This is a genomic window from Amorphus coralli DSM 19760, assembly GCF_000374525.1.
Lineage (GTDB): Bacteria > Pseudomonadota > Alphaproteobacteria > Rhizobiales > Amorphaceae > Amorphus > Amorphus coralli.
Genome location: NZ_KB894571.1, coordinates 408,574 through 435,133 on the forward strand (window position 1 = coordinate 408,574; position 26,560 = coordinate 435,133).

At 67.6% G+C, this 26,560-nt stretch carries 26 protein-coding genes; 10 read left to right on the forward strand and 16 right to left on the reverse strand.

Annotated features, from left to right (window positions below; all coding sequences use genetic code 11):
* Window position 1: 1 nt before the first annotated feature.
* The gene (locus C507_RS0106025; RefSeq protein WP_018698768.1) at window positions 2–2,164 is read right to left on the reverse strand and encodes a GumC family protein; all 2,163 of its coding nucleotides are present in this window, start codon (window positions 2,162–2,164) and stop codon (window positions 2–4) included.
* A 189-nt stretch (window positions 2,165–2,353) separates the two neighbouring features.
* On the opposite strand from C507_RS0106025, the gene C507_RS20510 reads away from it, so the two are divergent.
* Window positions 2,354–3,127 (forward strand): WecB/TagA/CpsF family glycosyltransferase, encoded by a 774-nt coding sequence (locus C507_RS20510; RefSeq protein WP_018698769.1) that lies wholly within the window; start codon window positions 2,354–2,356, stop codon window positions 3,125–3,127.
* The gene (locus C507_RS20515; RefSeq protein ID WP_210162096.1) at window positions 3,127–3,834 is read left to right on the forward strand and encodes a class I SAM-dependent methyltransferase; all 708 of its coding nucleotides are present in this window, start codon (window positions 3,127–3,129) and stop codon (window positions 3,832–3,834) included. The genes C507_RS20510 and C507_RS20515 overlap by 1 nt, the downstream gene beginning before the upstream one ends.
* Before the next feature lie 9 nt (window positions 3,835–3,843).
* On the opposite strand, the gene C507_RS0106040 is transcribed toward C507_RS20515, so the two are convergent.
* Window positions 3,844–4,119 (reverse strand): BolA family protein, encoded by a 276-nt coding sequence (locus C507_RS0106040; protein WP_018698771.1) that lies wholly within the window; start codon window positions 4,117–4,119, stop codon window positions 3,844–3,846.
* 171 nt (window positions 4,120–4,290) lie between these two features.
* Between C507_RS0106040 and C507_RS22270 the strand changes: the two genes are divergently transcribed.
* Both C507_RS22270 and C507_RS0106050 read left to right on the forward strand, forming a co-directional pair.
* Complete coding sequence (locus C507_RS22270; protein ID WP_169508953.1) at window positions 4,291–5,796, forward strand: D-alanyl-D-alanine carboxypeptidase family protein; 1,506 nt, start codon at window positions 4,291–4,293, stop codon at window positions 5,794–5,796.
* Window positions 5,797–5,824: 28 nt separating this feature from the next.
* Window positions 5,825–7,021 (forward strand): CobW family GTP-binding protein, encoded by a 1,197-nt coding sequence (locus C507_RS0106050; protein WP_018698773.1) that lies wholly within the window; start codon window positions 5,825–5,827, stop codon window positions 7,019–7,021.
* 5 nt (window positions 7,022–7,026) lie between these two features.
* On the opposite strand, the gene C507_RS0106055 is transcribed toward C507_RS0106050, so the two are convergent.
* Window positions 7,027–7,305, reverse strand: a complete 279-nt coding sequence (locus C507_RS0106055; protein ID WP_018698774.1) for a sulfurtransferase TusA family protein — start codon at window positions 7,303–7,305, stop codon at window positions 7,027–7,029.
* Window positions 7,306–7,417: 112 nt separating this feature from the next.
* On the opposite strand from C507_RS0106055, the gene C507_RS0106060 reads away from it, so the two are divergent.
* Both C507_RS0106060 and C507_RS0106065 read left to right on the forward strand, forming a co-directional pair.
* Window positions 7,418–9,262, forward strand: coding sequence for a long-chain-acyl-CoA synthetase (locus C507_RS0106060; protein ID WP_281167837.1), 1,845 nt, complete (start codon window positions 7,418–7,420; stop codon window positions 9,260–9,262).
* Window positions 9,263–9,308: 46 nt separating this feature from the next.
* Entirely contained in the window at window positions 9,309–9,854 is a 546-nt protein-coding gene (locus C507_RS0106065; RefSeq protein WP_018698776.1) for a DUF924 family protein, read from the forward strand.
* Between the two features lie 66 nt (window positions 9,855–9,920).
* On the opposite strand, the gene C507_RS0106070 is transcribed toward C507_RS0106065, so the two are convergent.
* From C507_RS0106070 to ccmA, 7 genes are all read right to left on the reverse strand, one after another.
* Window positions 9,921–10,706 (reverse strand): DUF1223 domain-containing protein, encoded by a 786-nt coding sequence (locus C507_RS0106070; RefSeq protein WP_051089703.1) that lies wholly within the window; start codon window positions 10,704–10,706, stop codon window positions 9,921–9,923.
* A 204-nt stretch (window positions 10,707–10,910) separates the two neighbouring features.
* Window positions 10,911–11,489: an NUDIX hydrolase gene (locus C507_RS0106075; protein ID WP_018698778.1), complete on the reverse strand. Its 579-nt coding sequence runs from the start codon at window positions 11,487–11,489 to the stop codon at window positions 10,911–10,913.
* Between the two features lie 61 nt (window positions 11,490–11,550).
* Complete coding sequence (locus tag C507_RS0106080; RefSeq protein ID WP_018698779.1) at window positions 11,551–12,174, reverse strand: DsbE family thiol:disulfide interchange protein; 624 nt, start codon at window positions 12,172–12,174, stop codon at window positions 11,551–11,553.
* Complete coding sequence (gene ccmD / locus C507_RS22715; RefSeq protein WP_156829174.1) at window positions 12,174–12,350, reverse strand: heme exporter protein CcmD; 177 nt, start codon at window positions 12,348–12,350, stop codon at window positions 12,174–12,176. Before ccmD ends, C507_RS0106080 begins: the two co-directional genes overlap by 1 nt.
* Entirely contained in the window at window positions 12,347–13,114 is a 768-nt protein-coding gene (locus C507_RS0106090; RefSeq protein ID WP_018698781.1) for a heme ABC transporter permease, read from the reverse strand. Before C507_RS0106090 ends, ccmD begins: the two co-directional genes overlap by 4 nt.
* A gap of 143 nt (window positions 13,115–13,257) precedes the next feature.
* Entirely contained in the window at window positions 13,258–13,926 is a 669-nt protein-coding gene (gene ccmB / locus C507_RS0106095) for a heme exporter protein CcmB (protein ID WP_018698782.1), read from the reverse strand.
* Window positions 13,926–14,603, reverse strand: a complete 678-nt coding sequence (gene ccmA / locus C507_RS0106100; protein WP_018698783.1) for a heme ABC exporter ATP-binding protein CcmA — start codon at window positions 14,601–14,603, stop codon at window positions 13,926–13,928. The genes ccmB and ccmA overlap by 1 nt, the downstream gene beginning before the upstream one ends.
* A gap of 253 nt (window positions 14,604–14,856) precedes the next feature.
* On the opposite strand from ccmA, the gene acnA reads away from it, so the two are divergent.
* The 3 genes from acnA (at window position 14,857) to thpR (ending at window position 19,333) form a co-directional block, all read left to right on the forward strand.
* The gene (acnA, locus tag C507_RS0106105; protein WP_018698784.1) at window positions 14,857–17,556 is read left to right on the forward strand and encodes an aconitate hydratase AcnA; all 2,700 of its coding nucleotides are present in this window, start codon (window positions 14,857–14,859) and stop codon (window positions 17,554–17,556) included.
* 179 nt (window positions 17,557–17,735) lie between these two features.
* Window positions 17,736–18,545 carry a Bax inhibitor-1/YccA family protein gene (locus C507_RS0106110; protein ID WP_018698785.1) on the forward strand — a complete coding sequence of 270 codons (810 nt, stop codon included), beginning with the start codon at window positions 17,736–17,738 and terminating at the stop codon, window positions 18,543–18,545.
* Between the two features lie 242 nt (window positions 18,546–18,787).
* Window positions 18,788–19,333: an RNA 2',3'-cyclic phosphodiesterase gene (thpR, locus tag C507_RS0106115; RefSeq protein ID WP_018698786.1), complete on the forward strand. Its 546-nt coding sequence runs from the start codon at window positions 18,788–18,790 to the stop codon at window positions 19,331–19,333.
* A 125-nt stretch (window positions 19,334–19,458) separates the two neighbouring features.
* On the opposite strand, the gene C507_RS0106120 is transcribed toward thpR, so the two are convergent.
* The 3 genes from C507_RS0106120 to C507_RS20525 all read right to left on the reverse strand — a co-directional run bounded on the left by C507_RS0106120 (window position 19,459) and on the right by C507_RS20525 (window position 21,998).
* The gene (locus C507_RS0106120) at window positions 19,459–20,148 is read right to left on the reverse strand and encodes an extensin-like domain-containing protein (protein WP_156829175.1); all 690 of its coding nucleotides are present in this window, start codon (window positions 20,146–20,148) and stop codon (window positions 19,459–19,461) included.
* 66 nt (window positions 20,149–20,214) lie between these two features.
* A complete protein-coding gene (locus tag C507_RS0106125; RefSeq protein WP_018698788.1) occupies window positions 20,215–21,336 on the reverse strand; it encodes a nickel/cobalt transporter in 1,122 nt (373 codons plus the stop codon).
* Entirely contained in the window at window positions 21,333–21,998 is a 666-nt protein-coding gene (locus C507_RS20525; RefSeq protein WP_018698789.1) for a DUF1007 family protein, read from the reverse strand. The genes C507_RS0106125 and C507_RS20525 overlap by 4 nt, the downstream gene beginning before the upstream one ends.
* 245 nt (window positions 21,999–22,243) lie before the next feature.
* On the opposite strand from C507_RS20525, the gene C507_RS0106135 reads away from it, so the two are divergent.
* Window positions 22,244–23,314: a Glu/Leu/Phe/Val family dehydrogenase gene (locus C507_RS0106135; RefSeq protein WP_018698790.1), complete on the forward strand. Its 1,071-nt coding sequence runs from the start codon at window positions 22,244–22,246 to the stop codon at window positions 23,312–23,314.
* Window positions 23,315–23,720: 406 nt separating this feature from the next.
* Here C507_RS0106135 and C507_RS0106140 read toward each other — a convergent pair whose 3' ends face one another.
* The 3 genes from C507_RS0106140 to C507_RS0106150 all read right to left on the reverse strand — a co-directional run bounded on the left by C507_RS0106140 (window position 23,721) and on the right by C507_RS0106150 (window position 26,546).
* Window positions 23,721–24,632 carry a LysR family transcriptional regulator gene (locus C507_RS0106140; RefSeq protein ID WP_018698791.1) on the reverse strand — a complete coding sequence of 304 codons (912 nt, stop codon included), beginning with the start codon at window positions 24,630–24,632 and terminating at the stop codon, window positions 23,721–23,723.
* A gap of 91 nt (window positions 24,633–24,723) precedes the next feature.
* Window positions 24,724–25,992 (reverse strand): MFS transporter, encoded by a 1,269-nt coding sequence (locus C507_RS0106145; RefSeq protein ID WP_018698792.1) that lies wholly within the window; start codon window positions 25,990–25,992, stop codon window positions 24,724–24,726.
* Window positions 25,993–26,093: 101 nt separating this feature from the next.
* Window positions 26,094–26,546 carry a DUF1801 domain-containing protein gene (locus C507_RS0106150; protein WP_018698793.1) on the reverse strand — a complete coding sequence of 151 codons (453 nt, stop codon included), beginning with the start codon at window positions 26,544–26,546 and terminating at the stop codon, window positions 26,094–26,096.
* Between the last annotated feature and the right edge of the window lie 14 nt (window positions 26,547–26,560).

Consider the following 26,560-nt stretch of genomic DNA (forward strand, 5'->3'; position numbering starts at 1 on the left):
GTCAGACCCGGCGGTTGCCGAAGGTGAGCCGTTCGCCGGTCTCAACGCCGTTGAGAACGATCGCCGTTTCCGCGCTGCCGCCAGGGATCTGGCAGAAGCGGACCGTCTCGCGCAGGGCTTCCCGGGACGTCGACCGAGCCAGCGCCACGACGAGGGTGGCATCGACGACACCGGCCAGGAAGCGCGCGTCCGGAACCCTCGCCAGCGAAGGTGTATCGAGAATGATCAGGTCGAGATGGCCGGAGAGCGCGGCCAGGAGGTCCTCCCAGTTCAGCGAGCGGTAGATCTCGCTGTCGCCCGACCCCGTCAGCCCGCACGACATGAACAACGCCGACGAGACCCCGTCGATCTGGATCGCGCTTTCGCTGTCGGCCCGGTCGAGCAGGACGTTGGCGATACCGATCCGGTCGTTGCCGCCGAAAATGGTATGGATCGTCGGGCGATCGAGATCGCAGTCGATGAGAAGAACCCGGTCCCCCGCCTGCGCCGCCGCGCGCGCCAGGGCGGCGGCCACCGACGTCTTGCCCTCACCGTCTTCGCCGGAGGCCACCATGACGATGGTGGCACGGTCGTGAGCGCGCCCGATCAGGAGCGACACCCGGAGCGCGCGGATCGCCTCGGCCAACTGGCCCTCCGGCGCCTCCACAACCCGTTCCACCGGGGCGAATGGCGACCCTTCCCGACCAGACAGCCACGGCACCTCGGCGAGCGGCGGCACGCCCAGCACGTCCTCCACGTCCTCTGCGACGCGTACCGCTGGCTGCAGCTGCGCCAGGAGGATCGCCAGCGCCACGGCGAAGAAGGACGAGGCAAAGAGCCCTCCCGCAACGATCAGTTTGCGGTTCGGGCCGCTCGGATCCAGCGGCGGCGTTGCCCGGGCCACGACCCGCGCCCTCGCCCGCTCCAGCCCCATCCGGTTCTGCAGTTCATTCTGGCGCGCCAGGAAGGATTCGTAGACGCCTCGGGAGGCTTCCGCCTCCTGCTCCAGCGCCCGCAACCGGATCTCCGCCTCACGCTGGCCATCGAGTTCCTGGCGCAACTCCTCGACATCTGCCTGCAGTTCGCGCACGCGTTCCGACTGAATGCGCTCGCTGCGGCCGAGGCTGGAGGAGATCTTGCGGGTTTCCGTCTCGATGGCGTCGCGTAGCGATTGCAGCGAGGCGCGCGCGGCGATGAGGCGCGGGTGCGAGGGCTGGTAGAGCGCTTCCAGCCGCGAGACCTCCTGCTCCTGGTCCGCCTCGCGCTCCGACAGGTTCTGAATCAGGCGCGAGCCGACCACCTGCGGATCCGTGCCGTCGAAGCGGGCGCTGGCGTCGACATTCTGGCTGACCGCACGCGCCTCCGCGAGTGCGGCCTGCGCCCGGCTCAGCTCGCCGCTCAACTGGGTGATCCGTTCTCGCAGTACGGTCGAGGAGACCCCTTCCGAGATGCCGGACTCCCGCCGCCACTGTTCAACGGCCTGCTCGCGCTCCTCCACCTCGCGGCGCAGGTTGGCGACGCGCTCGCCGAGCAGGTCGAGCGCGTTTTGCGATAGATCGCGCGACCGCGCGATCTCGTCCTCCAGATAGACGGCGACGATGCCGTTGGCGATGTCCGCAGACAACCTCGGCGACTGGGACTCGAACGACACCCGAACCACATTGGACTGCCCGACGCGCGAGACGGAAAGATTGTTGCGCAGGGCCCGCACCATCTGGGTTTCCAGCTGGACCGGGTTCGTCGGCCGGTCTTCGGTGGAGGCCGGCAGGATGCGGGACAGAAGCCCCCCGGGCTGTTTCAGCGTCGGGTTGATGGCGGGGTAGTATTGGAGGTCGAGTTCGGTGATCGCGCGAGCGAGAATCGCCTCGGACCCGATCACCTGCACCTCGGTTTCGGCGATCACGTCTGGAAACGGTGAGGCCCGTTGCGGCGCGGTGTTCTCCAGAACCTGCTCCGCCTGCGGATCGATTTCCACCAGGGCCGAGGCGCGATAATTCGGCGGCAGCGACAGGGCGAACGCCACGCTGGCCGCGACGCCGAGGACAACGATCGCCACGATCAGGAAGAGGCGCTGGCGCAGGACGCGGACAAGCCACAGGATCGGGTTGGACATGCCCCCGTCCCCGTCGCTCCAGCGCTCGGCGGCCGGTCGCGCCTCGCGCCTCTTGTCGGAACCCTCGTCCATCTGCGTTCCTGATCGCCCGGCCCTTCGCCGCGAATCCCGGGCATGTCCGTCGGCGTGACCCTCCCCGAGAGGTTGGCCACCGCATGCCGACGATCCATGCCAGCAACCTATTAACTATCCATTGACCAAGTTGTGGCGGCCACAGATTGGGCTCGACAGCCTTCCCTGCCTCGCTTATCCGACTTCGCCATGGGCCAGTTGGAAACCGTTCGCCTGTTCGGTATCGACGTCGCGGTGAAAGACTTCGCCGGAGCGATCGCTCAGATCGTCCATTGGGCCCACCAGCGGCCGGCCCGCACTGTCTTCACCTGCAATCTCGATCACGTGGTCAAGCTCCGCTCCGACAGGGCGTTCGGCGAGGCCTACGCCGGCGCCGACCTGGTGGTGGCCGACGGCATGCCCTTCGTCTGGCTGGCCCGGACGACGAGAACGCCGCTCCCTGCCCGGATATCCGGCTCCGAACTGATCGTGCCTCTGTGTCGCACCGCGGCACATGAAGGCCTCACCGTGTTCCTGCTCGGATCCACCGAAGAACGGCTGACGGCCGCCGAAGAGGCGCTCCGCGAAGCGGCCCCCGACCTGGTGATCTGCGGCCGGCACGCCCCGCCCTTCGGCTTCCGGGACGACCCCGAAGCCCAGCACGTCGCGGCGGAGGCGGTCTCCCGGGTCAGCCCGGACATCCTCTTCGTCGCCCTCGGTCCTCCCACCCAGGAGATCTGGGTGGAGACCTGGCGCGAGACGCTCGATTGCGGCGTGGCCCTCTGCATTGGCGCCGGCCTGGATTTCCTGTCCGGCGACATCGAGGCAGCCCCCACCTGGATGCGCCGGACCGGGCTGGAATGGGTGTGGCGGACGCTGCAGGAGCCGAGGCGGCTCGCGCCTCGCTACGGGCGCATCCTGGCCCTCGCGCCACTGCTGCTGAAGGACCACTTCCTCGACCGCCGCAAGAGGAGGGGCGTATGATGACGTCCCGCCTGGGTTCCGATCATCTGTTCCACAAGCACGGCACCCAGAACTGGACGCTGCAGCCGGAAGTGCTCGACCTGATCGCGGAAAAGGTCACTCCCGACATGCAGACGCTGGAGACCGGTTGCGGTGCCTCCACTGTCGCTTTCGCCGCTGCCGGCGCCAATCATGTCTGCGTGACGCCGTCCGGCGAGGAGATGGAGCGTGTCCGCGCCGTGCTCGATGCAGAGGATCTGCCTGGAACGGTAAGCTTCGCGATCGGCCCGTCCCAGGATGTGCTGCCCGGCAAGACAGGCGCGCTCTCTTTGGTGCTCATCGACGGCGGTCACGGATTTCCGCTTCCCGCCGTCGACTGGCTTTACACGGCACCGCGCCTCGACATCGGCGGAACCCTGATCGTCGACGACGTGGACCTGTGGACCGGGGCGATGCTCGTTTCGTTCCTGAAGGAAGAGCCCGGCTGGGAGCTGGTCGCCATCCGCCGCGGGCGCACCGCCATATTCACGAAGACTGCTCCGTTCGCGCTCAACGAGTGGACCCGCCAGCCGGCCGTCTATCGGCGCAGCGTCTGGCCCCAGCGCCTGCGCAAGGCGCGCAATGCGGCCGCCCTGCTTGCCCGCGGCCAGTTCCGCAGCTTTGCGGCCAAGTTCGGCCACGAGCGCACGATGAGCCGGAACCGGTCGGACGAACGCCGCGATCGATGACCGGGCGCGTCAGCCCGGCTCGCCGGGGGCCAGCGTCTTCATGGCCAGCGCGTGAACCCCGCCGCCGAGCTCGTCGGCGAGGATCGCGTTCACCAGCCTGTGCCGGTCAACCCGGCCCTTGCCGGAGAACGCCTCCGAGACCACCCGCACCCGAAAATGGGTCTCGCCGCCCTCGCGCCAGCCGGAGTGGCCGGCATGCAGGTGCGACTCGTCGGTGATCTCGATTTCGTTGGGCTGGAGCGCCTCGGTCAGCTTCGCTTCGATCGTGTCACGCGTGGTCGGCATGGGCGGTGCCCTCCTTTTGCCATCTGCGCGGTGAACTTATGACCCCAGGTCATGATCTGGGGGATGGTTCGTCCCGCGGCATCGGCCGGATTCTTTGCGTCTGACCGTGTCATCGGCTATGACAGCCGTGGCGATCCGAACACTAGCGCCCCCTCAGCCGAGGAGCTGTCCTTGTCAGACCGCGTAGCCATGTTCAGCCGGATTCGCAACCTCGTGGTCCTCGTTGTCCTGGCCGGTGCTGCCACCCTCGGGACGGCCCGCGCGGAGATCGGCTCCTACCTCGTGTTCGACGTGAACACGGGCGCGATCATCGACGAGCACAATGCCACAAAGCCCTGGTATCCCGCCTCGCTGACCAAGCTGATGACGGCCTACGTGACCTTCCGCGCCGTGGAAGAGGGCCGCATCACCATGAAGTCGCCGGTGGTCATGTCACCGGAAGCGCTGCGCGCGCCGCCGAGCAAGATGGGCTTCCCGGCCGGCAGCGTCATCACGGTCGACACCGCCCTGAAGATCCTGATGGTGAAGTCGGCCAACGACGTCTCCGTTGCCCTCGCTGAGGCCGTTTCCGGCTCCGAGGCCAATTTCGTGCGGGCCATGAACCGCGAGGCGCGGCGCATCGGCATGACCCAGTCGAACTACGCCAACCCGCATGGCCTTCCGAACAAGAACAACGTGTCCTCGGCCCGCGACCTGGCGATCCTTGTCCAGCAGATCCGCGAGGAGCTCCCGCAGTACGGCGACTATTTCACCATAAGCTCGCTGAAGCTCGGTGACCGGCTCTACAAAAATCACAACTATCTCGTGCGGCACTTCCCCGGCACGACCGGAATGAAGACCGGCTATATCTGTTCCTCCGGATTCAACATTGCCGCCACCGCCAAGCGTGGCGGACGCGAGCTGGCCGCTATCGTGCTCGGTGGCTACACCTCGCGCGAGCGCAACGAGGAAACCGCCAAACATCTTGAGCTCGGCTTCCGCACCCGTACCGGCTTCCTCTCCGGCAAGCGCAAGACGATCGACGATCTTCGCCGCATGCCGGTCACCGCCGGGACCCCGGTCGATCTGCGGCCGATCGTCTGTGGCGGCAAGCGTCCCAAGACGCGCTATTCCGATCGCTCGAACATCGTTGCCTTCGACGAACTCGACGAGGAGGAACTGGCCAGCGCCTATGCCGCGAACGGCGCCAACGGCCGCGACCCGTTCTCCAAGCTGCTTCCGGGTGGCAAGCAGCCCGTGCTTCTCAACTCTGCCGGTGGCCAGGTGATTTCCTACCTGCGTAACGACTTGCCGGTGGCGCCCCCGACCGAGATCTTCATGGGGGGCGCGGAAGGCCCGCAGGTGGCACTCGATCCCGACAGCGGCGAACTGGTCAGCGTGTCGGCTGCCTCCATTCCGGTGCCCCGGCCGCGCCCGCTTCTGCCGTCGATGCTGGCGTCCGCGGACCGGATCGACCCGGCCGAGGTGGTGGCCATTGCCGAGAGCGTCCGGCGCAACGCCAGCGGCAAGCCGGGAACGGCACCGCCGGACGGCAACGCCGGCTCCCCGCTGGGGCTGGTCTCCACGGCCTCCGCAGCCTCATCCGAACCGGCTGACAGCGGTTCGGTCGGGGACGGTCAGGTCGAAGGCGAGAGCCTGTCGGCGTCCTGGATCCCCAGGCCCAAACCCGCACAGTAAGCCGCAAGAGCGGCCGGATCTTTAGCCCGTGACAACCAAATCCCTTGCCCCGGACCGGCTGCAGCCGATCCCGCTGACCGTGATCACCGGCTTTCTCGGAGCCGGCAAGACGACGCTGCTCAACCGGATGCTCGCGGCACCCGAGCTTGCCGAGGCAGCCGTCATCGTCAACGAGTTCGGGGACATTCCCCTCGATCATCTGCTCGTGGCCAACGTGGCCGACGACGTGGTGGAGCTGTCCTCCGGCTGCCTGTGCTGCACGGTGCGCGGCGAGTTGGTATCGACACTCGAAGACTTCCTGCGCCGGCTCGACAACGGCCGACTGGAGCGCCTGTCCCGCGTGGTCATCGAGACGACCGGGCTGGCCCACCCTGCCCCGATCCTGCACGCGGTGATGCTGCATCCTTACCTGGTCAAGCGCTTCCGGCTGGATGGTGTCGTCACCCTGGTCGACGCGGTCAACGGCATGCAGACCCTCGACGAGCACGAGGAGGCGCTTGCGCAAGTGGGCGTGGCCGATCGCATCGTCCTCACCAAGACCGACATGCTCGACGATCCCTCTGACGCCGAGCCGCTGCGCACCCGTCTGCGCAGCATCAATCCCCTCGCCCGAATCCTCGACAACAGCCGTGGCGAAGCGGAAGTGCCGTCACTTCTCAACGCGGGCCTTTACGATCCGGAGACGCGGATCGCCAACGTGTCGGACTGGCTCGGCGAGGATCGGCCCGGGGCGGAAGCACACGGTCACGGCCATGCGCACGGAGGGCACGATCACCATCACGATGATCACCAGCATGGCCATTCTCACGATCATGACCACGGTCATGCCCACGAGGTGAACCGTCACTCCGACAGCGTCCGCGCCTTCACGCTGGAGACCGACCGACCCATCGAGGTCCGTGCCCTGGACATGTTCCTGGAACTCCTCGTGGAGAGCCATGGGCCGAAGCTGCTGCGCGTGAAGGGCATCGTGAAGCTGGCCGACGATCCGGAGCGGCCGGTCGTCCTGCACGCGGTGCAGCACGTGCTGCATCCCCCGGTGCGCCTGCCGGCATGGCCGGACGAGCGGCGGACATCGCGTCTCGTCTTCATCGTCGACGGCCTGCCCGAAGGCTTCGTCCGTTCGCTGTTCAACGCCTTCACCGGAACGCCGGCCGTCGACACGCCGGACGCGGCGGCGCTCACGGACAATCCGCTCGCAATTCCCGGCGCCCCCGGCCGCTGAGGCGCCTACCGGGCCGCGTCTTCTCCGGTTTCCACCAGGAAGCTCAGGACGCCCTCCTCCTCGCCGGTTTCCAGCAGCACATGTCCCTTGGTGCGGCAGAAGTGGGCGACATCGAGTTTCGCCATCGGGTCGGTGGCGATCACCCGCACACGGGTGCCGGGCGCGACGTCGCGCACCGCCTTGGCCAGCCGCAGGACCGGCATCGGGCAGTTGAGCCCCTTCAGGTCGAGAAACACGTCGTCGCCGGAAGGCGACGGCGCAGCGGGCTGGGATCGATTGCTCATCGGTGCACATCCGCACGCCGGGACCCTTCGCGTCAAACCTGAATTCTCCCTCTTATGAAGGCGCGCGGAGTGCGTCATAGTCGCAGGAGAATACGGGAACGGCCGCCCGGCAATCAGCGCCCGACAGAGGCGGAGCCGGCGGAAGGAAACGCCGATGCTCGCACGCCTGCGCAGCGAATGGGCCTATCTCTCCGGCGCGCTGAGGGCCCTGAAGCGCGTCAAGCCGATTGCCCGCGCGCCGAACCGGACCTGGTGCGATCTCGCAGAGGATCTTGCCGACCGCTTCGGCGACAAGCCCGCCCTTCTGTCGGACGAGGAAACGCTGACCTTCCGTCAGCTCGACGAGCGCGCGAACCGCTATGCGCGCTGGGCGCGTGCGGAGGGGATCGGCAAGGGTGACTGCGTCGCGCTGCTCATGCCGAACCGCCCGGAATATCTGGCGGTCTGGCTGGGCATCGCCCGGGCCGGCGGCGTCACGGCGCTGCTCAACACCAATCTCCGCCACGACGCGCTCGCCCACTCCATCAGGCTGGTGAGCCCCAAGCTTGCCGTGGTGGATGCAAGCCTGCTGGAAGCCTACGACACGGCCAGCGGGCTCACCGATCCCGCGCCAGAGACCTGGGTGCTGGGACCGGTCGCCGAAGACGCCGCTTGCAACGATCTCGGAGCGGCCCTCGATGCGGTCTCCGGCACGCGCCTCTCCGCCAGCGAACGCGTCGACCTGACCATCGAGGACCTCTGCCTCTACATCTACACCAGCGGGACGACCGGCCTGCCCAAGGCGGCAAAGCTGAATCATTATCGGGTGCTGGCGATCATGAACGGCTTCTCCGCCGCGGTGAATGCTCGCGCGGACGACCGGGTTTATGTCTGCCTGCCTCTCTACCACTCCGCTGGCGGCGTACTGGGGGTCGGCATCGCGCTCAGCGTCGGCGGCTCCGTGTTGATCGCCGAGCGCTTCTCCGCCGCCCGCTTCTGGGACGACGTGGTCGATAACGACTGCACCGTCTTCCAGTATATCGGCGAGCTCTGCCGCTATCTTTTGAACGCACCGCCGCATCCGAAGGAACGCGCTCACCGCCTGAGAATCGTTGATGGCAACGGGCTTCGGCCCGACATCTGGGAGGCCTTCCAGGCGCGCTTCGCCATCCCCCGGATCCTGGAATGGTATGCCGCGACGGAAGGCAACGCCGTGCTGTTCAACTTCGACGGCACGGTGGGCGCCATCGGCCGTATCCCCGGCTGGGCGAAATCGCTGTTCTCCATCGAGGTGGTGCGCTTCGACCCGCTCTCGCGCGCGCCCGAACGCAACACGGAGGGCTTCTGCTCGCGCTGCGAACCGGGCGAGACCGGCGAACTGATCGGCGAGGTCCTCAACGACTTCAGCAAGCCCAGCCAGCGCTTCGATGGCTATGCCAGCCGGTCGGAGACCGAGAAGAAGATCCTGTCGGGTGTGTTCCGACGCGGAGACCGCTGGTTCCGCACCGGCGATCTCGTGCGGCGGGACGCCCGTGGGTACTTTTATTTCGTCGACCGGATCGGCGACACGTTTCGCTGGAAGGGCGAGAACGTCTCCACGACCGAGGTCGCGGGCACGCTGAGCGGCATCCCGGGTGTTCTGGAAGCCACGGTCTACGGCGTCGCCGTCCCCGGCCGCGACGGCCGCGCCGGTATGGCGGCCCTGGTGGTCGATGAGGACACCTTCGATCTGGCCGGCCTTCCCGCGCATCTGGAGCGCGGCCTGCCCGACTATGCGCGGCCGCTGTTCCTGCGCTTCAGGTCCCGGCTCGACACCACCTCAACGTTGAAGCAGCGCAAGCTCGAACTGGTCGAGGAAGCCTACGATCCCGGGGCCTCCCCCGATCCCGTCTTTGTTTCAGACCCGGTGGCCGGAGGCTTTGTGCGGCTCGATCGCGACCTCTATGATCGCGTCCAAGCGGGCGAGGTTCGACTGTAGAGCCGCCCCCCGACCGCTGCCCGAAACCCAGCAACGGATGGATCGGATGACCCTGCCGAGCGAGGCCCTCGACCTTCTGGACTTCTGGTGGAAGGCGGGCCCGGCCGCCTGGTTCTCCGGTGGCGAAGCCTTTGACGGGAAGTGTGAGCGGTTTCGCCCGCTGCACGAGCGGGCCGCGCGCGGCGAGCTCGATGACTGGGCCGAAAACCCGGCCACCGCGCTGGCGCTGCTGCTGCTTCTGGATCAGTTCCCGCGCAACCTGCACCGGGATTCGGCCCAGGCCTTCGCGACCGATGACAAGGCGCTCGCGCTCGCGGGAGACGCCATCGCGCGCGGCTTCGACAGGGCGTACCCTATGCCGGCGAAAGGCTTCTTCTACCTGCCCTTCATGCATGCGGAGGACCTGGCCGCGCAGGAACGCTCGCTCGACCTCTACCGGGTCGCCGGCGACCAGGACACCTACTATTTCGCACTGGTGCATTACGATGCGGTGCGCCGGTTCGGGCGGTTCCCACACCGCAACACCGTCTTGGGACGCACCACCACGGAGGCGGAACAGGACTATCTGGATACGGGTGGGTTTGCCGCCTGAACGCCCCGCCCGGGGGCGCTGCGCAGCGCCTGCGCAAATGTGCGCAGACTTGCGCAGTTCTGCGCGTTATTGCGCGACGCGTGCGTTGGTGACCGGAGCCGGCCAGCGCGCGAACGCAGCGCCGACGATGGCGCCCGGACCCGCATCGGTTTCAAGCTGCACCAGGACCACGCAGGCGGTGTCGCCGTGCCGGCTCAGTTCGCCCAGAGGCAGGTCGATGGAAAGCGGCTTGCCCTTCCACATGCCGATCGCACGCAGCGACCTGACGACGTTGTGGTAGGCGATGGAGCGGCCGGTGTTCTCGCCGCGGCCAATCTGTACCGACACCTCGGGCTCGACCGTGCCGAGCCAGATCGTGGCCGGCCGGTCCGGCGCGCCCGTCTTCGATTCGCCGATCCGCAGTTCGAGAATGTCGCCGTTGCTCTCCAGGTCGACCTGAACCGACGGCGCCAGGTCCTGGGCAAGCTGGCGCTCGACCTCCGCCAGCACCCGGTGTTCCTTGTTGCCGACCACGTCCTCACGGCCGTTGATCACCATCTGGGGCGTGTAGACGGCCGAGTCGCCCCGCACCTGGGCGTAGGCGAACTGACGCTCGGTGTTGTCCCTCGAGGCCAGCGTGTCCGGCCAGCCGAGATAGTCCCACAGCGTCACCGGATAGGTCAGCGCGATGACGTCGTCGCGCTCGGCGAGGCGGCCGAGCAGCTTGTCGGCCGGCGGGCAGGACGAGCAGCCCTGGCTGGTGAACAGCTCCACCACACTGACGCTCGCCGGCTTCGCGTCATCGGCGACCGCCTGACCGGCAAGGGCGGCGAACGCCATGCCGAGCAAGAGAACGCATCTGTGTCCGACCATGTGAGCTGGTTTCCCGCTTGAGACCCTGCCCCGGAAGCGCTCCAGGCGGCCTGTTGGTTCGACGGACTCTACGGATGGACCGGCTCAATAGCGAGTCACGGTCGGGTGACGGACTGTCACTCTAAACTGATCAGTTGCGGTATTCATCCCAGAAGGCCGGACGGCTATCTCCTTGATGCCGATCGCGTTTTCGGTTTCCTTTCGTCACGAGCCATGATCCTCGCCGGCATGGCGCGCGGCGAAGGCGGAGAGATCTCCGGTTGCGCCGTCGGGATTGGCAAACGGCGCGGCGGCAGCGGTCTCGAGAACGGATCGATCGTGGTGAAGCGCCCAGACCACGGACGGAAACGCGATCTCGTCCCACGGGATCTCCGACCAGTCGAAGAGCCGAACCTCCAGGCTCTCCGGCCCCGGCTCGAAGCCGCTCTCCAGCGTCGCCCGATAGATGATCTGCACCTGGGACAGCCGATGAATGGTGTAGACCGCCAGCAGCTCCGACAGCCGGATGGTCGCGCGGGCTTCCTCCAGCGCCTCGCGGGCCGCGCCTTCCTCGGGCGACTCGTTGAGCTCCAGATAGCCCGCGGGAATGGTCCAGAAGCCCATGCGCGGGTTGATGGCCCGCCGGCAGAGCAGGATCCGACCCTCCGAGCGCACCACCGACCCAGCGACGATCTTCGGGTTCTCGTAGGCGATGAAGCCGCACTGGTTGCAAACCGCGCGCTCGCGATCCTCGCCTTCGGGAACGATGGTGCGGAAGTCCGGGGTTGGATCGGTGTCGCTCATGGCGGTGAGAATTGGTCGGGGACGGCCAAAGATCAACCGCGACGACACGAAGCGCGCGCCGTCAGGAGGCCTCGGACTTCGCCGCGGCCAGCGCCTGGCCGAAGGGACCCGCTAGCGCCTCCTCCGAGAGAGGTCCGACGAACTTGTAGCGGATCCGCCCGTCCGGCCCGACGATGAAGGTTTCCGGCACGCCGTAGACCCCCCACTCGATGGCGGCGCGGCCATCGGCATCCACGCCGACGGCATCGTAGGGCAGGCCGAAGGTGCCGAGGAAGCGCAGCGCGTTGGCCGGCTCGTCCTTGTAGTCGATGCCCACCATCCGGATGCCGTCGTCCTCGGCGAGCTTCATCAGGAGCGGATGCTCAACCCGGCAAGGCGCGCACCAGGACGCGAACACGTTGACCACGGTGACGGCGCCCTGGAAATCGGCCGGGTCGAGGCCCGGCACCGGCACGCCATCGCGTGCCATACCGGCAAGGGCGGGCAGCGCCGTCTCGGGCGCAGGCTTGTCGATAAGCGCCGACGGGATTTTCGACGGGTCGTTGCCGGAAAGAAGCTGCACCATGAAGACCGTGGCGAGGCCAAGGAAGACCACCAGCGGCAGGAGCACGATCCACACGCGGCCGCGCCGCGGCTTGCCCGCCTGTCCGTCCCCCGTCCCGGCCCTGGGTTCGGTCGCGCTCATCAGCCCGCATCCCCAGACTTGCGGCGGCTGCCGTAGCCGCGCCTTTCCAACCGGGCGAGCTGCCGCCTCAGGCTGCGCCCTTCCAGAACGATCCAGCCGATCAGTGCGCCCAGCACCACCACCGTGACCGCGTAGGCCGCAATGATGAAGCCCAGATGGTCAACGCCGCCCATCATGCCACTCCCCGGCGGCCTTCGTAGGCCGCCCGCATGCCAATGGCGCGGATGCGCCGACGCAGGATCTCGTTCTTCATCGCCATCAGGTGCAGCACACCGAACAGGCCCATGAACGCCACCGCCATGACCAGCAGCGGGATCAGCATGCTCGTGTGGATGGTCGGCCCGTCGAACCGGAAGACGCTGGCCGCCTGGTGCAGCGTGTACCACCAGTCGACGGAAAACTTGATGATCGGGATGTTGATGATGCCGACGAGGATCAGAATCGCGGCGATGCGCCCGGCCCGGATCGGATCCTCGATGGTGTGCCAGAGGGCGATGAGGCCGAGATACATGATGAACAGGACGAGCATGGAGGTGAGCCGCGCGTCCCACACCCACCAGGCGCCCCACATGGGCCGGCCCCAAAGCGACCCCGTCACCAGGCAGATCAGCGTGAACGCGGCACCGATGGGCGCGGCGGCCCGCGCCGAGACATCGGCAAGCGGGTGCTTCCAGACCAGGCTGCCGAGCGCCGCCGCCGCCATCACCACGTAGGTGAACATGGCGATCCAGGCGGCCGGCACATGGACGAACATGATCCGCACCGTCTGGCCCTGCTGGTAGTCGGCCGGCGCCATGAAGAAGGCGAGCGGCAGCCCGATCGCGAACAGGACCAGCGTCAGCCCGAGAAGCCAGGGCAGCACGCGGTCGGCGATCGCCACGAACCGGGTCGGATTGGCAAGCGACTGCAGGGTGGACTGGGAGGCGGTGACGTTGGCCAACGGTCTCTCTCGAAATGCGTATCGGCGCTGGTGGTGCGGCCTGCGCCCGATGACGTCAAGTCCGCTGAAATCCGGATGACACTTTGGCGCGCGTGCCGGTTTGCGCAAGCGGACCCGGCGTCACATCCCCGCGACAGGCACCCCTACCCCTCCGACTGGCGCAGCGCGGCCGCCGCGGCGATGGGGCCGATGACGCCGGCGACCAGCGTCAACGCGCACAGGACCAGGAACGGCGAGAGGAACGGTGCGGGATCGGTGGTGGCACCGAGCACGGCGCCCACCCCGAAGACCAGCGTCGGCACCGTGAGCGGCAGCACCAGGATGGCAATCAGGACGCCGCCCCGGCGCAGCGACACCGTCAGCGCGGCGCCGATGGTGCCGATCAGCGTCAGCGCCGGGGTTCCAGCCAGCAGCGTCAGCGTGACCGCACCGATGCCGGCGGCATCCAGGTTGACCAGCAGGCCCATGAACGGGGCGGCGATCACCAGCGGCAGGCTGGTTCCGACCCAATGGGCCGCGGCTTTGACCAGGACCACCAGTTCCAGCGGCTGGCCGCCGGTGAGAAGGATGTCCAGGGTGCCGTCCTCCTGGTCGATCTGGAACATCCGGTCGAGGCCGAGGAGCGTTGCGAGCAACGCCCCCACCCAGAGCACCGCCGGTCCGATGCGAGCGAGCAGCGGCAGATCCGGCCCGATGGAGAAGGGCATCAGGGTGACCACGACCAGGAAGAACAGGACGCCCATGGGGGCGCCGCCGCCGGCCTTGACCGACAGCCTCACGTCGCGGGCAAAGAGAGCTGCGAGCGCGCTCATCAGGCCGGCGCTGCGATGGGAAACGCACCGAGCCGGTCCACGGCAATCGGGCTGTGGGTGGCCGCCACGACGATGCCGCCCGCATCGAGATGACGATCCATGACGGCGGCGAGGCGCGTCTCGGAGCGGACGTCGAGCGCGACGGTGGGCTCGTCGAGCAGCCAGACCGCGCGCGGCGCGGCCAGCAGCCGCGACAGCGACAGGCGCCGGCGCTGACCGGCCGACAGATAGGCCGCCGGCAGGTCGAACAGGTGATCGAGTTCGAAGGCGCTCAGCGCTTCCTCCAGAATTTCCGGGTCGGCATCGCCGCCGAGCCAGCGCGCCCAGAACGCCATGTTGGCGCCCACCGTCTCCTGGGTCTTCACCGCATCGAGGTGGCCGACATAGTGGACGTTGGCGTTTGCCGGTCGCTCCGGATCGGCTCCGATCAGGTCGACCTTCCCTTCCACCGGGCGCAACAGCCCGGCCAGTACCCGGAGCAGCGTCGACTTGCCGGTGCCGTTGGGACCGGTGACGGCGAGTCCGTGCCCGGCTGCGACGGCGCCGGACACGCCGTCGAGAACCCGGCGTCCGCCACGGTCGACGGCGAGATCGCGGATCTCCAGGCGCTCGATCGGAGGGAAAGGCGGGGGCGGGGAAATGTCGGATATCCGCGGCTGATGTGGGTCTTGGGCCATCGCGAACGGACAATGCCCCCGTCTCGGTCCCGGCCGCAACGCTTGCTTGGCTGGAATCGGTCTACGAAATTGGGTATAGGGCAGGCAACTGGAGGTCGGCGCCCGGTTTTTCCGGCGGCTCAGCCGACCCGAGTGCGCCTTTTGATCGCCTCCCCGGGCTCCGCGTCCGACGGCGCGATTCCCTGTCCGCGACGGCGGCGCATGTCATGCGACGCGCCCCCGGCCGAACGCCCGCAAACCGAAGGTAAGTCCCGTGACCGCTTCCTCTCTCGACAGCTTCAAATCCCGCAAGGACCTGCAGGTCGGCAACCGCAGCTACGTCTATTACAGCCTGCCGGACGCAGCGAAGGCCGGACTGGCGGACATCGAGAAGCTGCCCTTCTCGCTGAAGGTTCTGCTGGAGAACCTGCTGCGCTACGAGGACGGCCGCAGCGTCAGCGCCGACGACATCAAGGCGATGCCGGAGTGGCTGAAGAACAAGCGCTCCGACCGCGAGATCGCCTTCCGCCCGACCCGCGTTCTGATGCAGGACTTCACCGGCGTGCCGGCCGTGGTGGACCTCGCCGCCATGCGCGACGCGGCGAAGGACCTCGGCACCGACCCGAAGAAGATCAACCCGCTGGTGCCGGTCGATCTCGTCATCGACCACTCCGTGATGGTCGACGCCTTCGGCAACGCGATGGCCTTCGAGACCAACGTGGAGCGCGAGTACGAGCGCAACAACGAGCGCTACGAGTTCCTGAAGTGGGGCCAGGGCGGCTTCGACAATTTCCGCGTGGTGCCCCCCGGAACCGGCATCTGCCACCAGGTGAACCTGGAATATCTTGGCCAGACCGTTTGGTCGCGCAAGGACGGTGACGAGGAGATCGCCTATCCCGACTCGCTGGTCGGCACCGATTCCCACACCACCATGATCAACGGCCTCGCCGTTCTCGGCTGGGGCGTCGGCGGCATCGAGGCCGAGGCGGCCATGCTCGGCCAGCCGATCTCCATGCTCATCCCCGAGGTGATCGGCTTCAAGCTGACCGGCACGCTGAACGAGGGCGTCACCGCCACCGACCTCGTGCTGACCGTCACCCAGATGCTGCGCAAGAAGGGCGTGGTGGGCAAGTTCGTGGAGTTCTTCGGCCCGGGCCTGTCGTCCATGAGCCTGGAAGACCGCGCCACAATCGCCAACATGGCGCCGGAATATGGCGCGACCTGCGGCTTTTTCCCGGTCGACGACGAGGCGCTGAACTACCTGCGCTCCACCGGCCGCGATCCCGGCCGTGTCGAGCTGGTGGAAGCCTACTGCAAGGCGCAGGGCATGTTCCGCACCGACGAGACGCCGGACCCGGTTTTCACCGACACGCTGGCGCTGGACCTCGGCGACGTGGTGCCGTCCATCGCCGGCCCGAAGCGCCCGCAGGACCGCGTCACCCTCGACACCGCCAAGTCCGCCTTCGAGGGCGCGATGGGCAGCGAGTGGAACAAGGCCGACGAGATCGGCAAGCGCGTTCCGGTTCCCGGCCGTGACCACGACCTCGGCCATGGCGACGTGGTGATCGCCGCGATCACCTCGTGCACCAACACCTCGAACCCGAGCGTGATGGTTGCCGCCGGCCTCGTCGCCCGCAACGCGGTGGCCAAGGGCCTCACCGTGAAGCCGTGGGTGAAGACCTCGCTGGCCCCGGGCTCCAAGATCGTCACCGACTACCTGGCCAAGGCCGACCTGCAGGACGATCTCGACAAGCTCGGCTTCAACCTGGTCGGCTACGGCTGCACCACCTGCATCGGCAACTCCGGCCCGCTGCCGGAAGAGGTCTCCAAGGCGGTTGCCGACGGCGATCTCGTCGCGTGCTCGGTGCTCTCCGGCAACCGCAACTTCGAAGGCCGCGTGAACCCCGACGTGCGGGCGAACTACCTCGCCTCGCCGCCGCTGGTGGTCGCCTACGCCATTGCCGGCTCGCTGTTCGTCGACCTGACCAAGGACGCCATCGGCACCGACAAGGACGGCAACGACGTCTACCTGAAGGACATCTGGCCGTCCTCCAAGGAGGTTGCCCAGATCGTCCGCGACGACATCAACGAGGAGATGTTCGAGAACCGCTACGGCGACGTCTTCAAGGGCGACGAGCACTGGCAGTCGATCAACGTGGAGGGCGGTTCGCTCACCTACGGCTGGGACACCAACTCCACCTACGTGCAGAACCCGCCCTACTTCGAGGGCATGTCGATGACGCCGGACAAGGTGAAGGACATCGAGAACGCCCGGGTGCTGGGTCTCTTCGGTGATTCCATCACGACGGACCACATCTCCCCGGCCGGCTCGATCAAGAAGGATTCGCCGGCGGGCCGCTACCTCTCCGGGCACGGCGTCGAAACGATCGACTTCAACTCCTACGGCTCGCGCCGCGGCAACCACGAAGTCATGATGCGCGGCACCTTCGCCAACATCCGCATCAAGAACCAGATGGTGCCGGGCGTCGAAGGCGGCGTGACCATCCACCATCCCTCCGGCGACCAGCTCGACATCTACGACGCGGCCATGCGCTACCGCGACGAGGGCGTGCCGCTGGTGGTTCTGGCCGGCAAGGAATACGGCACCGGCTCTTCGCGCGACTGGGCCGCGAAGGGCACCCGGCTGCTCGGCGTTCGCGCCGTGATCGCCGAATCCTTCGAGCGCATCCACCGCTCCAACCTGGTGGGCATGGGTGTGCTGCCGCTGGTCTTCAACAACGAAGGCGACAGCTGGAAGAGCCTCGGCCTGACCGGCGACGAGACGGTGACGATCGCCGGGCTGGCCGGCGGCATCAAGCCGCGCGCCGTGCTGACGGCGAAGATCACCCGCGCCAACGGCGAGACCCTCGAGGTGCCGCTTCTCTGCCGCATCGATACGGCCGACGAGATGGACTACTTCGAGAATGGCGGCATCCTGCACTTCGTGCTGCGCAACCTCGCCCGCGCCGCCTGATCGGCCGCATTCACACGATCCGACTTGGAAACGGGGCCCGCGCGGCCCCGTTTTCACGACAATGCTACGTTTTCCCGCTTGTCGCGGCCGACGGGGACAACCATATTTCCCGACGTGGGGGAGAGCGACCGATGACCGATCGCCGCCTTCCCGTGTGGACGACGTAGAGAGGAAACTGGATGTCGACCTTCGACCGGAATTCTTACGCGCGGGCCCAGGGCTACGCTGCCGGCCGCGCCGAGGCCGGCGTCATCGACCAGGGCCTGCGGTCCTACATGCTGAAGGTGTACAACCTGATGGCTGTAGGCCTCGTGGTCACTGGCCTCGTGGCCCTTGGCACCGCCTATTTCGCCGTGACCGGCGACCCGAGCGCCGCCGCCCAGATGGCCGGCGGACAGGTCGCCCAGATCGGCCAGAACATGTACCTGACGAGCCTCGGCCTGGCGCTCTATGCCTCGCCGCTGAAGTGGCTGGTCATGCTCGCACCGCTCGGCATGGTGTTCTTCCTGAGCTTCCGCGTGCATAAGATGAGCACCGCCAGCGCGCAGACCGCCTTCTGGGTGTTCGCAGCGCTGATGGGCCTGTCGCTGTCGTCGATCTTCCTGGTCTTCACCGGGGCCTCGATCGCGCGGGTGTTCTTCATCACCGCCGCCTCGTTCGGCGCGCTGAGCCTGTACGGCTACACGACCAAGAAGGACCTCTCCGGCTGGGGCTCCTTCCTGTTCATGGGCCTGATCGGCATCATCATCGCGTCGCTGGTGAACCTGTTCATCGCCTCCAGCGCCCTGCAGTTCGCCATCTCGGTGATCGGTGTGCTCGTGTTCGCCGGCCTCACGGCCTACGACACGCAGCAGATCAAGGAGATGTACTACGCGGGCGACAGCGGCGAGGTGGCCGGCAAGAAGGCCATCATGGGCGCCCTGCGGCTCTATCTGGACTTCATCAACCTGTTCATGATGCTGCTGCAGCTGTTCGGCAACCGGAACTAGGCTGCGGACCTCAGCCGGGCGGACAGGTCCGCCCGGTGCATCGCCACCAACGCAAGGCGCGGCCCATCGGCCGCGCCTTTTGCGTTTCGGAGGATCGAAGAGGCAGGCGGGCGGATCCGGCCAGGACCATCGAACTGTGATGATGCGCCGCAGCGGGTTGCGCTCCCCTGCCCGCTTCTAGAGACTGTATGAAGGCATCGAATCAGTCGTCGCCGCAAACACAAGCGGGGAGTTTTTCACCCATGCCGCGCTTGTTCACGGGGCTCGAGATCCCCCCGGACGTCCGTATGCAGCTGTCGATGCTGCGCGGGGGTCTGCGCTCCGCGCGTTGGATCGATCCCGAGAACTTCCACATCACCCTCCGCTTCATTGGCGATATCGACGACCGCACGGCCGACGAAGTCGCGGCGATGCTCGATACCGTCCGGCGCACCGAGGTGCCGGTCCGGCTGTCCGGGCTCGGCGCGTTCGGATCGCGCAAGCCGCACTCGATCTGGGCAAGGGTGGAGCCATCCCCTGCGCTGCTGGATCTGCAGGCGGAGCAAGAACGGCTGCTCCAGCGCATCGGCCTGCCGGCGGAGGGGCGGAAGTTCACCCCGCACGTCACGATCGCCAGGGTGAAGGGCACGTCGGCCCGCGAGGTGGCGAACTGGCTGTCGCTCAGAGGCGACTTCCAGGCCCCGACCTTCATCGCCTCGCGCTTCGTGCTGTTCTCCTCGCGCGCCTCGCAGGGCGGTGGCCCCTACGTGGTCGAGGAAGATTACCCGCTGCTGCAGGTCGCCGCCTGAGGCGGGAGCCGTGATCGGCGCCGGGGGCAGCGGCTCCCGGCATGCCTCCGTGACCGCCCGGATCCGCTGAGCAAGAGCGAGCGGGGCGCGACGGAAAACCGGTACCCACTTTTCCTGGCTTTGCTCTACTCACAATGGTGGTAGCTGCCGTCCTTGTTGTGGCGGGCGAGGTCGAAGTGGAAATGGTCGGCGTGGTGGCGGTCGCCATCCGGGCCGATCACCGTGGTGAACTCCTTGCAGGCGTCGCCGTGAACCGTACGCAGGAAGATCGCGTCCGATCCGTCGCTGTGCCAGTCGTCCAGGACCGAGATCGTGCGCCCGTCGGCAAGCTCGAAGGACGCAATGTCGATGGCGTTGGCGAAGGAGTGCTCCGAGAGCGGCGCGCCGCGCTTGTGGTTGCGGGTGCGGCAGCCGTACGATGCGGCGATGTTGACCTCCGCCACCGGCGAACCGAAAAGCGCGTAGGCCATCGGCTGGACGGAATCGGCAAGCCACCGGTCGAAGGCCGGGATCACGGGACAGGCGAGCGTCGCCGGCGGCGAGAGCCCCACGCGCCCCCCGTCGGCCGCCATGACCTTGAACGGGTTGTTCGCCCCGCAGGCGCCGACGCGGATCTTCGGGGCCGTCTCGATGTAGGCATTCGGCGTGACCTGGCCGGAGCGCAGGCAGTTGCGCTCGGCGATGTTGCGCCAGGCGGCGCGCTTTTCGCCATATTGGGGGCCGCGCGAACAGCCGACGGCGACGAGCGCAATCGCCACCACCGCCAGCGCGGCCTTCAGCCAGGTCTTGCGATCGATAAAATTGAACGGGCTCATGGCCGCAGGAAAACCCGGCCGGGCAAACACGAGCCTAAGAGGATTGGTTAACGCAGATCGGCCGGCTCAGGCGGACAGGGCCGCCGCCAGCAGGATCGCGCCGAGGACGAGCACCAGCAACGCCCCGCCTCCCTCGATGGTCGCGTGGACACGACCGGCGAGCCGCGAGTCCGGCCCCGACAGCCGCACAGCCAGCCCCTTCGCGCCGACAGCCGCCAGCGCCAGCGCCGAAACCGTGATCGCCGTGCCCAGCCCCATGGCATAGGCCGACAGGATCCCCGCCGCCGGCAGGCCCTGAGCCATGGCGAAGACGAGCACGATCACCGCGCCGGAACAGGGCCGCAGGCCGATGGAGAAGACGGCCGCCGCCATCTCCCGGACGCTGCTCGCCTGCGCCACCGTGGCCGGGTCGAGCGCATGGACATGGCCGCACCCGCAGGCTTCCGCTTCGGCTGCATCGTGATGATGATGGTCGTGACCATGGCCATGGTGGTGGTGGCCGTGTTGGTGATGGTCGTGATCGTGATCGTGATGATGGTGGGCGTGTCCGGCGTGACCATCGGCATGTGCAACGGACGCCGCCGACAGCGATGCCGGTGCAGCCCCGGCCCTGCGCCGCTCGCCTGCCCGGCGCAGAAGCGGCCGCAGGATCTTGCGCCAGGTGAGCACCGCGCCGAGCGCCGTCACCAGCGCGTAGGCACCGATCTCGATGGTTTCCACGGAGCGCGACAGGGCGATGCTGGACAGGTTCAGCACCACCGCGCCGACAAGCACCAGAACCACCGCCGTCGTCGCCTGAACCGCGGAGGCGGCGAAAGAAAGCGCGATCGCGCGTTTCGCCGTCGCTTCGTTGGCCATTATGTAGGAGGAAACCACCGCCTTGCCGTGACCCGGTCCGACGGCGTGAAAGACACCGTAACCGAAGGACAGGCCGATCAGCAGCCAAGGGGCCGACCCGCTTTCCTTCATGGCTTCGATGGAGTCGGTGAGCAGGCGGTAGAAGCTCGACTGCCACGCGGCGACCCAGACGAAGAAGGCACCGAACGGGCCGCCGGCGGGGGACGCCGCCGGTTCGGGAGCGCCCACGCCGAACGGGCCGCCGGCCGCAAGCGCCGGCACCATCGAGACCGCCAAACAGAGCGCCGGCAGCAGCAGCGCGATGGCGAGACGTCTGCCCCGGGCGGTCACGGGCAGGTCACCAGCGCGGTGTTGGCAAGCACGGTAGTCGCGGACCGGTATTCATCCGGGATCGTCCGCTGGTCGCTGGGGATCGCAGCAAGCTGCGTCTGCGTCATCGGATCGAGCGACCCTGCAAGCTCCACGCTGAGGTCGCACTCGGCCGGCGCGTTGAGCAGGGCGAACGGCTCGTCCTGGTTCATCTCGAAGGCGACAAAATATTCCGGATCGTAGACGTCGACCGTCACCGGCACACCGGAGACGTCGATCGGTTCGGCCAGCGGCAGGGCGAAGAACAGGGTCAACCGCCCGTCGGAATAGTCGAGCCAGTAGTCCTGCGCCTCGGAGAACGGATTCTGCAGGTCCACGCCGTCGCGGTTGAGGAAGGTGAAGTTGGAGTACTCGTCCAGCGATTCCACGTTCACCTGCGCCAGCTCGGCGAGTTCCTCATGGCTGAGGTCGCCGTCACCGTTGGCGTCGAGACCCTGAACAGCGAACGCGGAGAACGGTCCGTCGAAGCGCCAGGCATGCTGGACGCCGGCGAGCTCACCCGCCTCGTTGTAGACCAGCTCGCTCTTGGCCTCGACGAAGACGTGCGGATGCGCCGCCGCCTCTCCGGCAAAGAGAGACAGCGTGACAATGCCTGCACCGAAAAGGGCAACCGCCCTGTTCATCTCGCGTTTCCCTAGCGTGACTCGGCCGCGTGCCCCCGCTTGTTAGCACGCAGCGTGGCGAGAGAATGGCCGCCGCGTTCGGCCGCCGGAAAGTGATCGGAATTTCATTCCGCGTATTCCCTCTGTGGCGCATCAATCATCCGCATTCAGATTGTCCGCGCGGATGATTGATCAATAAATCCCATTCAATCGAACCAAACTATCTCCTCACAAGGGGAATGTGGGCAACGCTTGGGAGATGCGCCATGTCGGTTGAGCACGGCAGCACCGTATTCGATCATCCCGCTTTCGACGACCACGAGCAGGTGATGTTCTGCCGCGACGCGGCGAGTGGTCTGAAGGCTATCATCGCGATCCACGATTCCCGGCTCGGACCGGCACTGGGCGGCTGCCGCATGTGGGCCTACGACACCGCCGCCGACGCCCTCACGGACGCGCTGCGCCTGTCGCGCGGCATGACCTACAAGAACGCTCTGGCGGGCCTCGATCTCGGCGGCGGCAAGGCCGTCATCATCGGCGATCCCGGCAGCCGCAAGACACCTGAGCTGATGGCCGCATTCGGCCGCCACGTGGAGGCGCTCTCCGGCCGCTACATCACGGCGGAAGACGTTGGCATCTGCACCGAGGACATCGAGCACGCCGCCCGCGAAACGGCCCATGCGCGCGGCACCGCCGCCACCGGTCTGGGCGATCCCTCTCCCTATACCGCGCTCGGTGTGTTCGAGGGCATCCGGGCCGCGCTCGCCCATCGCCACGGTACCGACAGGCTTGCCGGGCGGCGCGTGGTCGTCCAGGGCCTCGGCAATGTCGGCTGGCACCTGGCCGAACGCCTCCACGCGGATGGCGCAGAGCTCGTGGTGGCCGACATCCGCCGCGACACGGTGAAACGGGCCCAGGCAACGTTCGGGGCCACCGTCGTCGCCGCCGGCGAGGCCCACCGGGTCGAAGCCGACGTGTTCGCACCGTGTGCGCTCGGCGCCGGGCTGAGCGCGCGCACCATCCCCGAACTCGGCGCCCCCATCGTTGCCGGGGCAGCCAACAACCAGCTGGCCACGGACGAGGACGACCGCCGCCTGAGCGAGCACGGGATCCTCTATGCGCCCGACTACGCCATCAACGCGGGTGGTGTGATTTCCATCGCCCTGGCGACGCCGGGCGGGACCGACGAGGCGGTGGTGAGCAAGGTGATGGAGATCCGGACGACGCTGTCGTCACTCTTCGCGCGCGCGGACAGCGAGAAACGACCGACCGGCGAGATCGCCGACCGGATCGCCCGCGAGCGGCTGGAGCGGACCGGGACGAAGCGCGCGGCCTGAGCGGCAGGAGGTTTTCCCACAAAGCCGGAGCCGGTGAGCGATTGCGAAGTCGGCGTGAGGGGAAAGGCACAGGCTGCGGCGTGCGGCCCTGGATTCCCGCCTTCGCGGGAATGAGCGGAGGTTGGGGCGGTCGCTGTCTGGAGAAATTCGGGCTTGGCCGGACAGCGCCCGCCAGCGCGCGACCGCGCGCCGGCCGGTCAGGCCGCCCACCCGGAGCCGGTGAGCGCAGCGAACTCGGCGCGAGGGGATTCTTAAAGTCGCAAAGCCGGACGGCGAACCGATGCCCACTTCGCCTGGCTTTGCTTTGCGCGGACGGAAAACCGGTTCCCACTTTTCCTGCGATTGGCTTTGTAAGTGGCAATCGCGGACCGAAAACCGCAAGAGCACTTTTCCTGCGATTGCTTGTTTAGCCCCCCACGGCCTCGCGATGGGCGGGATCCTCGAACCACACCGCCAGGTGATCGACGAAGGCGCGGACCTTGCCCGAAAGGTGCCTGCGGTGCGGATAGACAGCGTAGATGGCCGCGCCGTCGCAGATAAAGTCCTCCAGCACCATCTCGAGCCTTCCGGCCTGGATTTCCTCGCGCGCCACGGCGTAGGGCAGCATGGCGAATCCGATCCCCTCGAGCGCGGCCATCTTCACGGCGAGCGGGCTGTTCGCTTCCACCGGCCCGGACACCGGGACGGACTGGCGCTTGCCATCGACGACGAACCCCCAGTTGGCCCGCCACCGGGCATTGGTGTCGATGGCGCACGGCACAGCGGAGAGGTCGGCGGGACGGGAAGGACGGCCACTGGCGGCGATCCGCTCCGGGGTGGCCACGACGACCATGCGCAGCGGCGCGAGTTTCCTGGCGATCAGGCTGGAATCGGCGAGTTCGGAGATCCGGATGGCCACGTCGAACCCCTCCTCCACCAGATCGACGAACCGGTCCTCCAGCTTCAGGTCGAGGCTCACCTGCGGGGAGCGGCGGACGAAGTCCATGATGGCCGCCATGATCGGCCCCTCGCCCATCGTTCGCGGTCCAGCGACCCGAAGCACGCCGCGCACGTCCACGTGGCTGTCCTGAACCGAAGCCTCCAGATCGGAAATCCGCTGCAGGATCTCCACCGCCTCGCTGTAATAGGATTGCCCGGCCTCCGTCAGCGACAGCTTGCGGGTCGTGCGGTTGAGAAGCAGCACGCCCAGCCGGTTCTCCAGCTCCGCCACATATTTCGACAGGATCGCCTTGGAGCGGCCCTCCAGCCGCGCCGCGGCGGAGAAGCCGCCGGCATCCACCACGGCCACGTAGGCCGCCATCCGCGAGAGCGTGTCCAAGCCTGTCCCTCCGCCGTCAGCGGTGCCGCCCGTCGTCACCGATTATGAGACGAAGCAGCCATGGCGGGCCGGATTGTCAAGTCTTTGACGGTCAGTCCCCGCGGGGTTCGGCCGGGATGATCCGCGCGAAGAGGACACCGACCGCCCCGAGGAAGGCGAAGCCGGCAAGCAGCCAGGCCGGCGGCATGATGCTGCCGGTGGTCCCGATCAGCCAGGTGGCGGTGAGAGGCGTCAGGCCGCCGATCACAGCGAAGCCGAGATTGTAGACGAAGGCGATGCCGGAATAGCGCACGTCGGTAGGAAAGATCGCCGAGAGGACGGCTGTCCCCACCGCCCAGGCTGCGGCGGCGACGAGCGAGATGACGACCATGGCTGGCAACACCTGGCTCTCGCCCGAGGCGATCCACGCATAGACGGGGATCGCGATGGCCGCGAGAACGAGGGCCGAGACGAGCGCCGGCCCCTTCAGGCCGATCCGATCCGCCGCCATTCCGGCAAGCGGCATCGGCAGCGAGAAGACGACGATGGCCACCAGCCCGGCCGTCGCCGCGGTCGATGCACCGTAGTGAAGGAAGCCGGTCAGGTAGCTGTTCATGAAGAGGTAGAGCAGCGACACCGTGGCCGCCCCCAGCGCGGTGACGAGGAACCCGGCCAGGATCGCGCGCGGATGGTTTCGGCAGAGCGCCAGGATCGGCACCGCATGGGTCTTGCCGCCCATCTCCGCGAAGGCCGGGCTTTCCGCAAGTGACCGCCTGAGGAAGAACGCCACCAGCGCCACAAGCCCGCCGACCAAGAAACCGAGGCGCCAGCCATAGGCGACCACCTGGTCGGGAGACAGGGAGTGAAGGATCACCCATTGCACCGCCTGCGCCAGCACCAGGCCGACATTGATCATCAGGAACAGCGTGCCGCAGGCAAAGGCGCGGCGTCGGGGCATGGTTTCCGTCACAAGCGTCATCGCGCCGGGGATCTCGCCGCCGAGACAGAGGCCCTGGACGAGCCTGAGGATCACGAAGATCACCGCCGCCGCCACGCCCCACTGGGCATGGCCCGGCAGCACGGCCATCAGAATGGTCGCCGCGGCCATGCCGCCGATGGAAACACGCAGCGCCTGGCGGCGGCCATAACGGTCGCCGAAATGGGAAAAGAGCAGGCCGCCGATGGGCCGCACGAGATAGCCGGCGGCGAACACCGCGAAGGCTGCCAGGAGCCGCACGCGGTCGTCGTCCGCCGGGAAGAAGACTTGGCCTATGGTCTGCGCGAACACGGCGTAGATGACGAAGTCATAGAACTCCAGCCCACCGCCAAGACTGCCGAAGAGGAGTGCCCGCCTGCGCTCGCGCGCCGTCACCAGACCCATACCTACCCCCGAGATCCCCTGCCCCGCCCGCACAACACCCCGGGCAGCGCCGCCACACTGGCACATCGGACGGCGTGCGGGGAAGCGGATGACCTCCCCGCTCAACGCCGTTCGGTGGGGGACGCGGGGCCGCCCCGCCGTCGCCGCTTATAGGTCAGCGCGAGCGCCAGACAGCGGCGAAGGGGTTCGGCGTCGAGCGGGCCGGTGGCGGGCAGAAGCAGCGCGCGGCTGCCCCGGCATTCGAGCTCCGGTGCAAGCGCGCGAAAATCGTCGGCGAGCGTCGTCTGGCAGTTCACGAAGAGGGCCGGGGTCGGCGGCGCGTCGCGGAGCACGCCGAGCCGGATGGTGGTGCCGCTCCGGCTTGCCTCGGTGAGGTAGGCCGGTTCGCCCCATTTCAGCGTCTCGGTCAGCGGACCGACGCCGTCGAGGCCGTCCGCCGTAGAGAAGATCAGCGCGCGGACCTCCAGGAGCCGGGTACGCACCGCGGCGGGAAAGGCGTCGAAGGCCCGTGCCACCTCGGCCGGCGGGTCCGGAACCGGAGCGCGGACGGTCATCGGGGCAAAGGGCT

Excerpts from the sequence above, each read along its gene's own strand:
- ccmA (WP_018698783.1), bottom strand. The coding sequence starts at position 14,603 with ATGGCCCAAGACCCACATCAGCCGCGGATATCCGACATTTCCCCGCCC.
- C507_RS0106080 (WP_018698779.1), bottom strand. The coding sequence starts at position 12,174 with ATGAGCGCGACCGAACCCAGGGCCGGGACGGGGGACGGACAGGCGGGC.
- C507_RS20525 (WP_018698789.1), bottom strand. The coding sequence starts at position 21,998 with ATGAACAGGGCGGTTGCCCTTTTCGGTGCAGGCATTGTCACGCTGTCT.
- C507_RS0106135 (WP_018698790.1), top strand. The coding sequence starts at position 22,244 with ATGTCGGTTGAGCACGGCAGCACCGTATTCGATCATCCCGCTTTCGAC.
- C507_RS20515 (WP_210162096.1), top strand. The coding sequence starts at position 3,127 with ATGACGTCCCGCCTGGGTTCCGATCATCTGTTCCACAAGCACGGCACC.
- C507_RS0106055 (WP_018698774.1), bottom strand. The coding sequence starts at position 7,305 with ATGAGCAATCGATCCCAGCCCGCTGCGCCGTCGCCTTCCGGCGACGAC.
- C507_RS0106110 (WP_018698785.1), top strand. The coding sequence starts at position 17,736 with ATGTCGACCTTCGACCGGAATTCTTACGCGCGGGCCCAGGGCTACGCT.
- C507_RS0106120 (WP_156829175.1), bottom strand. The coding sequence starts at position 20,148 with ATGAGCCCGTTCAATTTTATCGATCGCAAGACCTGGCTGAAGGCCGCG.
- C507_RS0106150 (WP_018698793.1), bottom strand. The coding sequence starts at position 26,546 with ATGACCGTCCGCGCTCCGGTTCCGGACCCGCCGGCCGAGGTGGCACGG.
- C507_RS0106070 (WP_051089703.1), bottom strand. The coding sequence starts at position 10,706 with ATGGTCGGACACAGATGCGTTCTCTTGCTCGGCATGGCGTTCGCCGCC.
- C507_RS0106040 (WP_018698771.1), bottom strand. The coding sequence starts at position 4,119 with ATGCCGACCACGCGTGACACGATCGAAGCGAAGCTGACCGAGGCGCTC.
- ccmD (WP_156829174.1), bottom strand. The coding sequence starts at position 12,350 with ATGATGGGCGGCGTTGACCATCTGGGCTTCATCATTGCGGCCTACGCG.
- C507_RS20510 (WP_018698769.1), top strand. The coding sequence starts at position 2,354 with ATGGGCCAGTTGGAAACCGTTCGCCTGTTCGGTATCGACGTCGCGGTG.
- ccmB (WP_018698782.1), bottom strand. The coding sequence starts at position 13,926 with ATGAGCGCGCTCGCAGCTCTCTTTGCCCGCGACGTGAGGCTGTCGGTC.
- C507_RS0106145 (WP_018698792.1), bottom strand. The coding sequence starts at position 25,992 with ATGGGTCTGGTGACGGCGCGCGAGCGCAGGCGGGCACTCCTCTTCGGC.
- C507_RS0106025 (WP_018698768.1), bottom strand. The coding sequence starts at position 2,164 with ATGGACGAGGGTTCCGACAAGAGGCGCGAGGCGCGACCGGCCGCCGAG.
- C507_RS0106065 (WP_018698776.1), top strand. The coding sequence starts at position 9,309 with ATGACCCTGCCGAGCGAGGCCCTCGACCTTCTGGACTTCTGGTGGAAG.
- thpR (WP_018698786.1), top strand. The coding sequence starts at position 18,788 with ATGCCGCGCTTGTTCACGGGGCTCGAGATCCCCCCGGACGTCCGTATG.
- C507_RS0106075 (WP_018698778.1), bottom strand. The coding sequence starts at position 11,489 with ATGAGCGACACCGATCCAACCCCGGACTTCCGCACCATCGTTCCCGAA.